The sequence below is a fragment of the Streptomyces gamaensis genome, from assembly GCF_042656465.1.
Classification (GTDB): domain Bacteria; phylum Actinomycetota; class Actinomycetes; order Streptomycetales; family Streptomycetaceae; genus Streptomyces; species Streptomyces gamaensis.
This window is the reverse complement of the sequence record NZ_JBHSPB010000035.1, coordinates 37,215-43,873: the sequence shown is the minus strand read 5'-3', so window position 1 is coordinate 43,873 and position 6,659 is coordinate 37,215. Positions and strand designations below refer to the sequence as shown.

2 protein-coding genes are annotated in these 6,659 nt (G+C 71.5%); one reads left to right on the top strand and one right to left on the bottom strand.

The features are described from left to right. The coding region (locus ACFP1Z_RS32175; protein WP_390321325.1) for a multifunctional oxoglutarate decarboxylase/oxoglutarate dehydrogenase thiamine pyrophosphate-binding subunit/dihydrolipoyllysine-residue succinyltransferase subunit at nucleotides 1-3,528 on the top strand (3,528 nt) is incomplete at its 5' end. A 71-nt stretch (nucleotides 3,529-3,599) separates the two neighbouring features. Here ACFP1Z_RS32175 and fxsT read toward each other — a convergent pair. Next, nucleotides 3,600-6,659, bottom strand: a complete 3,060-nt coding sequence (gene fxsT / locus ACFP1Z_RS32170; RefSeq protein WP_390321323.1) for an FxSxx-COOH system tetratricopeptide repeat protein — start codon at nucleotides 6,657-6,659, stop codon at nucleotides 3,600-3,602.

The following is a 6,659-nucleotide window of genomic DNA, read 5'->3' as shown; positions in this document are numbered from 1 at the left end:
GCCGCGCAGGCCCGCGCTGCCGCGCCCGCCGCTCCGGCGGCCCCCGCCGCGGCCAAGCCGGCGCCCGCCGCCCCGGCGAAGCCGGCCGCCGCCAAGCCCGCCGCAGGCGCGCCCGCCAAGCCGGCGGCTGCTGCCGGCAAGGCAGCTGAGCCGGCCGTCGGACCCGAGCTCGTCACCTTGCGCGGCCCGTCCGCCGCCGTCGCGAAGAACATGAACGCCTCGCTGGAGATGCCGACGGCCACGTCCGTCCGCGCCGTCCCGGTGAAGCTGCTCTTCGACAACCGCATCGTCATCAACAACCACCTCAAGCGCGCCCGGGGCGGGAAGGTCTCCTTCACCCACCTCATCGGCTTCGCCATGGTGCAGGCGATGAAGCTGATGCCGGCGATGAACCACTCCTTCACCGAGAAGGACGGCAAGCCGACCCTCGTCAAGCCCGAGCACGTCAACCTCGGCCTGGCGATCGACCTGGTCAAGCCGAACGGTGAGCGCCAGCTCGTGGTCGCGGGCATCAAGAAGGCCGAGACCATGAACTTCTTCGAGTTCTGGCAGGCCTACGAGGACATCGTCCGCCGCGCCCGCAACAACAAGCTCACGATGGACGACTTCACCGGGGTGACCTGCTCGCTCACCAACCCCGGCGGCATCGGCACCGTGCACTCCGTGCCGCGGCTGATGCCCGGCCAGAGCGTCATCATCGGCGTGGGCGCCATGGAGTACCCGGCCGAGTTCCAGGGCACCTCGCAGGACGCCCTGAACAAGCTGGGCATCTCCAAGGTCATGACCCTGACCTCCACCTACGACCACCGGGTGATCCAGGGCGCGGCCTCGGGCGAGTTCCTGCGCATCATGAGCCAGCTGCTGCTCGGCGAGAACGGCTTCTACGACGACATCTTCGAGGCGCTGCGCATCCCCTACGAGCCGGTGCGCTGGCTCAAGGACATCGACGCCTCGCACGACGACGACGTCACCAAGGCCGCCCGGGTCTTCGAGCTGATCCACTCCTACCGGGTGCGCGGCCATGTCATGGCCGACACCGACCCGCTGGAGTACCGCCAGCGCAAGCACCCCGACCTCGACATCACCGAGCACGGGCTGACGCTGTGGGACCTGGAGCGCGAGTTCGCGGTCGGCGGCTTCTCCGGCAAGTCGATGATGAGGCTGCGCGACATCCTGGGCGTGCTGCGCGACTCGTACTGCCGCACCACCGGCATCGAGTTCATGCACATCCAGGACCCCAAGCAGCGCAAGTGGATCCAGGACCGGGTCGAGCGCCCGCACGCCAAGCCGGAGCGCGAGGAGCAGCTGCGGATCCTGCGCCGGCTCAACGCGGCCGAGGCGTTCGAGACCTTCCTGCAGACCAAGTACGTGGGCCAGAAGCGGTTCTCGCTGGAGGGCGGCGAGTCCGTCATCCCGCTGCTGGACGCGGTGCTGGACGCGGCCGCCGAGGCCCGCCTCGACGAGTGCGTGATCGGCATGGCCCACCGCGGCCGGCTCAATGTGCTCGCCAACATCGTCGGCAAGTCCTACGCGCAGATCTTCCGCGAGTTCGAGGGCAACCTCGACCCGAAGTCGATGCACGGCTCCGGCGATGTGAAGTACCACCTGGGCGCCGAGGGCACCTTCACCGGTCTGGACGGCGAGCAGATCAAGGTCTCGCTGGCCGCGAACCCCTCGCACCTGGAGACCGTCGACCCGGTCGTCGAGGGCATCGCCCGCGCCAAGCAGGACATCATCGGCAAGGCGGGCACGGACTTCACCGTCCTGCCGGTCCAGCTGCACGGCGACGCGGCCTTCGCGGGCCAGGGCGTCGTGGCCGAGACCCTCAACATGTCGCAGTTGCGCGGCTACCGCACCGGCGGCACCGTGCACATCGTCATCAACAACCAGGTCGGCTTCACCGCGCCGCCGGAGTCCTCCCGCTCGTCGATGTACTGCACCGACGTCGCGCGGATGATCGAGGCGCCGATCTTCCATGTGAACGGTGACGACCCGGAGGCCGTGGTCCGTGTCGCGCGGCTCGCCTTCGAGTTCCGCCAGGCGTTCAACAAGGACGTCGTCATCGACCTGATCTGCTACCGCCGCCGGGGCCACAACGAGTCGGACAACCCCTCGTTCACCCAGCCGCTGATGTACGACCTGATCGACAAGAAGCGTTCGGTGCGCAAGCTGTACACCGAGTCGCTGATCGGCCGGGGCGACATCACGCTGGAGGAGGCCGAGCAGGCGCTGCAGGACTACCAGGGCCAGCTGGAGAAGGTCTTCGTCGAGGTCCGCGACGCCGACGCGGCCGCCCCCGCGGCCGAGACGGCCCCGCCCCGGGAGGACGACTTCCCGGTGACGGTGCCGACCGCGATCTCCCAGGAGGTCCTCAAGCGGATCGCCGAGTCGCAGGTCTCCGTCCCCGACCACGTCACGGTGCACCCGCGTCTGGTGCCGCAGTTGCAGCGCCGCGCCGCCAGCATCGAGGACGGCACCATCGACTGGGGCATGGGCGAGACCCTCGCCTTCGGCTCGCTGCTGATGGAGGGCACCCCGGTCCGGCTCGCCGGCCAGGACTCCCGCCGCGGCACCTTCGGCCAGCGGCACGCGGTGCTCGTCGACCGGGAGAGCGGCGAGGACTACACCCCGCTGCTGTACCTGTCCGACAACCAGGCGCGCTTCACCGTCTACGACTCGCTGCTGAGCGAGTACGCGGCGATGGGCTTCGAGTACGGCTACTCGCTGGCCCGCCCGGACGCGCTGGTGATGTGGGAGGCGCAGTTCGGCGACTTCGCCAACGGCGCGCAGAACATCGTCGACGAGTTCATCTCCTCGTCCGAGCAGAAGTGGGGCCAGACCTCCGGCGTCACGCTGCTGCTGCCGCACGGCTACGAGGGCCAGGGCCCGGACCACTCCTCGGCCCGTATCGAGCGCTACCTCCAGCTGTGCGCGCAGAACAACATGACGGTCGCGATGCCGACGCTGCCGTCGAACTACTTCCACCTGCTGCGCTGGCAGGTCCACAACCCGCACCACAAGCCGCTGATCGTCTTCACCCCGAAGTCGATGCTGCGGCTGAAGGCAGCGGCGTCGAAGGCGGAGGAGTTCACCTCGGGCGCCTTCCGTCCGGTCATCGGTGACGACACCGTGGACGCGGCCGCCGTGCGCAAGGTGGTCTTCTGCTCCGGCAAGGTCTACTACGACCTGGAGGCCGAGCGGCGGAAGCGGGGCGCCCTCGACACCGCCCTGGTCCGTATCGAGCGGCTGTACCCGCTGCCGGGTGCGGAACTCCAGGCGGAGATCGCGAAGTTCCCGAACGCCGAGAAGTACATCTGGGCGCAGGAGGAGCCGGCGAACCAGGGTGCGTGGCCGTTCATCGCGCTGAACCTGATCGACCACCTCGACCTGGCGGTCGGCGCGGACGTCCCGGCGCGGGAGCGGCTGCGGCGGGTGTCCCGTTCGCACTCGTCGTCGCCGGCGGTGGGGTCCGCGAAGCGGCATCAGGCGGAGCAGGCGGCGCTGGTCGCCGAGGTGTTCGACGCGTAGTCCGGAGCGCAGTTCGCCGAAGGGCCGGGCCCGTACCGCAGTTGCGGTACGGGCCCGGCCCTTCGGCGTGCTTACCCCAGATACGGCTCGAAGTCCCAGTACGGGCGGACGCGTTGGCGGGCGGAGAGGGTGTGGGGGTGCTGGGCGCCGAGGGTGCGGGTGAGGCGTTGGAGGGCGTCCTGTTCCACCTTGCCCGCCTCCTCGTCCTCGCGCTGGGCGCGCAGGTCCGCCGCGAGGGCCACCTCGCAGGAGAGGGTGAGGGGGTGGTCGGCGCCCAGGGCCCGGCGGGCACGGGTGAGGTTGTCGCGGCTGAGGGCGAGCGCGGAGTCGAGGCGGCCGGTGAAGTTCCGGCCGGTGGCGGCGTTGAGGGCGCAGCCGAGCACCGAGGGGTGGTCGGGGCCGAGGGTCGCGGCCAGGCCCGCGTACGCGGACTCGAACATGGTGAGGGCCTCGGCGCGTTCGCCGGCGGTCTGCAGGACGAGGCCCATGTTGGTGAGCATGCCGATGGTCAGCGGATGGGCCGGGCCGAGCAGCTTGCGGAAACCGGCCTCGCCCTCGGCGATCAGGTCCCTGGCGTGGCCGAGGTCGCCGTGTTCGCGGGCGTGGTTGCCGTAGTCGACGAGGATGCCGAGGGTCGCGTGGTGGCCGCGCCCGTGGACCTGTTCCATGTGCTCCAGCAGTCCGGCCATGACGGCGCCGATGTCCTGGGGGACGCCGGCCCGGCGTTCGCACAGGACGAGGTTGTGGCGGGCGCGCAGGGTCTGCGGGTGCTGGGGTCCGAGGACCTGTACGTGCAGGCGCGCGCAGAGTTCCTGGCGGGCGAGGGCGTCCTGGTAGCGGCCCATCAGCCGCAGGTCGCGGGCGCAGGAGATGCCGGAGACGAGGGTCGCGGGGTGCCGGGCGCGCAGCAGGGCCTCGCGGCGGCGGAGGGTCTCCAGGTCGCTGTCGTAGCCCTCGGCGTAGCGGCCCAGCAGGCGCAGGGCGACGCCGAGGTTGTGCCGGGCGTTGAGGGTGATGTGGTCGTCGGGGCCGAAGAGGCGCAGGGCGGTGTCGAGGACCTGGCGCTGGGCACGCAGGGCCTCCTCGTACTGGCCGAGGTAGCGCTGGTCGGCGGCCAGGCAGCTGGTGGCCGCGAGCAGGGTGGTGGCCGCGAAGGAGCCGCTGCTGTCGGGTCCGGGGGCCTGAAGCTGTTCCAGCATGGCGCGGTCGAGTTCGTAGGCGGTGCGGAAACTCCCGTACGAGCGCAGGATGTTGCCCTGCTGGGCGGTGAGGTCGAGCATGCGCCGGTGGCCGGGGGCGAAGAGTTCGGACCAGCGGGCGCGGACCTTCTCGGCGAGGGCGATGCCGGTGCGGAACTCGCCGCTGGCGTGGCAGAAGCGCAGACAGTTCAGGACGGTCTCCTGGACGCGCTCCTGGCGGCTGCCGAGGGCGCCGGAGGGCTCCAGGTGGGGCAGGAGTTCGGCGTAGCGGGGCCACAGGGTGGTGTCCTGGGGGTTGCCGGGGTCGGCGGCGGCGAGCATGCGGCGCACGACCTTGCGGTAGAGGCGGCGTTCCTCGGGCGCGGTCAGGCGGGTGACGATGTCGTGGACGAGCCGGTGCATGTGCACCGACTCCTGTCCGGGGCCGGGTTCACCCGGGATGGTGGCGCGGGTGTCGCGGCCGGTGAAGACGGAGTAGCTGACGAGGACGTCGAGGGAGCGGGTCCAGGTGGGCAGGTCGCCGGCGAGCCACGCGAGGTGCTCGGGCAGTTCGGCGGCCGGCAGGGTGTGGACGAGGCCGATGGGGATCCGGCCGGGCGCGAACGCCGTGCACAGGGACAGCAGTTCCACGGCGTGCGGCTGGTCGTTGCGGAGCCGGTTGATGAGGATCGACCAGGAGGTCAGGGAGGAGCGCGGCACGCCGTCGTGGCCGCCGTACCCGGTGGTCCCGTCGAGCCCGGCCGGGCCGGGGAGTTCGCCGCCGCGCACCATGCGCAGGTACTCGGCGGCCTCCATGCCCGACTCGCCGAGCCAGGCGGCGGCCTGCACGAGCGCGAGGGGGATGTCCCCGAGTTCGGCGGCGACCTCGTCGGCCTGTGCGGAAGTGACCTGCGGGGCGCGGCGCATGAGGTAGCCGGTGCTCTCGTGGCGCTGGAAGCCGGGGATGTCCAGCGGGGTGGCGCCGGCGGTGGACCAGGCCCGGTTGCGGGAGGTGATCAGGATGTGGCCGGGCCCCTCGGGCAGCAGCTCGCCGGCTCCCTCCAGGTCGTCCCAGCCGTCGAAGACCACCAGCCAGCGGCCGTACGGTTCACCGCGGCGCAGCGCGTCGCGGACGGCGCGGATGCGTTCGCCGGGCTCGGAGCCGACGGGCAGGCCGAGGGCGGGGGCGAGTTCGCCGAAGTGTTCGCGCTGGGTGCCGCGCAGGTCGGAGTTGACCCACCAGATCACGTCGTAGTCGGCGCCGAAGCGGTGCGCGTACTCGGCGGCGATCTGGGTCTTGCCGATGCCGGACATGCCGAGCAGCGCGCACACGGCGGCGCCGGGCTCGGCGTCGGTGAGCAGGTCCTGGATGTCGTTGAGCAGGTCGTCGCGGCCGGTGAAGCGGCTGTTGCGGCGCGGCACTTCGCCCCAGACGGCGGGCGGGTCGTTGGGGTAGCGGGAGCCGGGCCCGGGGGGCAGTTCCCGGGCGGGCCGGCCGGCGGGCAGCCCGAGGCGGGCCAGCAGCCGGCGCTCGGCCTCCTGGGCGCCGATGCCCCACAGGTCGACGGGTTCGAGGACGGCGGTGGCGGGCAGCAGGGCGCGGTTGGTGAGGTTGACGGCGGCGAAGCGGTCGGCGTTCTCGGCGACGACACCGCGCAGGACTTCGCTCCACTCCTCCTCGGGCCGGGGGCCCAGGGCGAAGAACCAGTCGCTGAGGACGAGCAGGATGCGGCCCGGAGCGAGCAGCAGGTCCCCTATGGCGCGTTCCAGGGGGACTTCGCGGGGCGGGTCCCAGCGCTGCAGGGCGGCCCGGTGGCCGCGGCTCTCCAGGCGGTGGGCGATCCAGGTCGCCCAGGGCCGCTGGTAGCCGGCGAAGACGACGGCGAAGCGTTCTTCGCGGTGTTCTTCGCGGTGTGCTCTGCTCTGCTGCTGATGACTGTTCCGCTCGCTCAT

What these genes read in the sequence shown, in the direction of transcription:
- fxsT (WP_390321323.1), bottom strand. Translation starts at nt 6,659, where the DNA reads ATGAGCGAGCGGAACAGTCATCAGCAGCAGAGCAGAGCACACCGCGAA.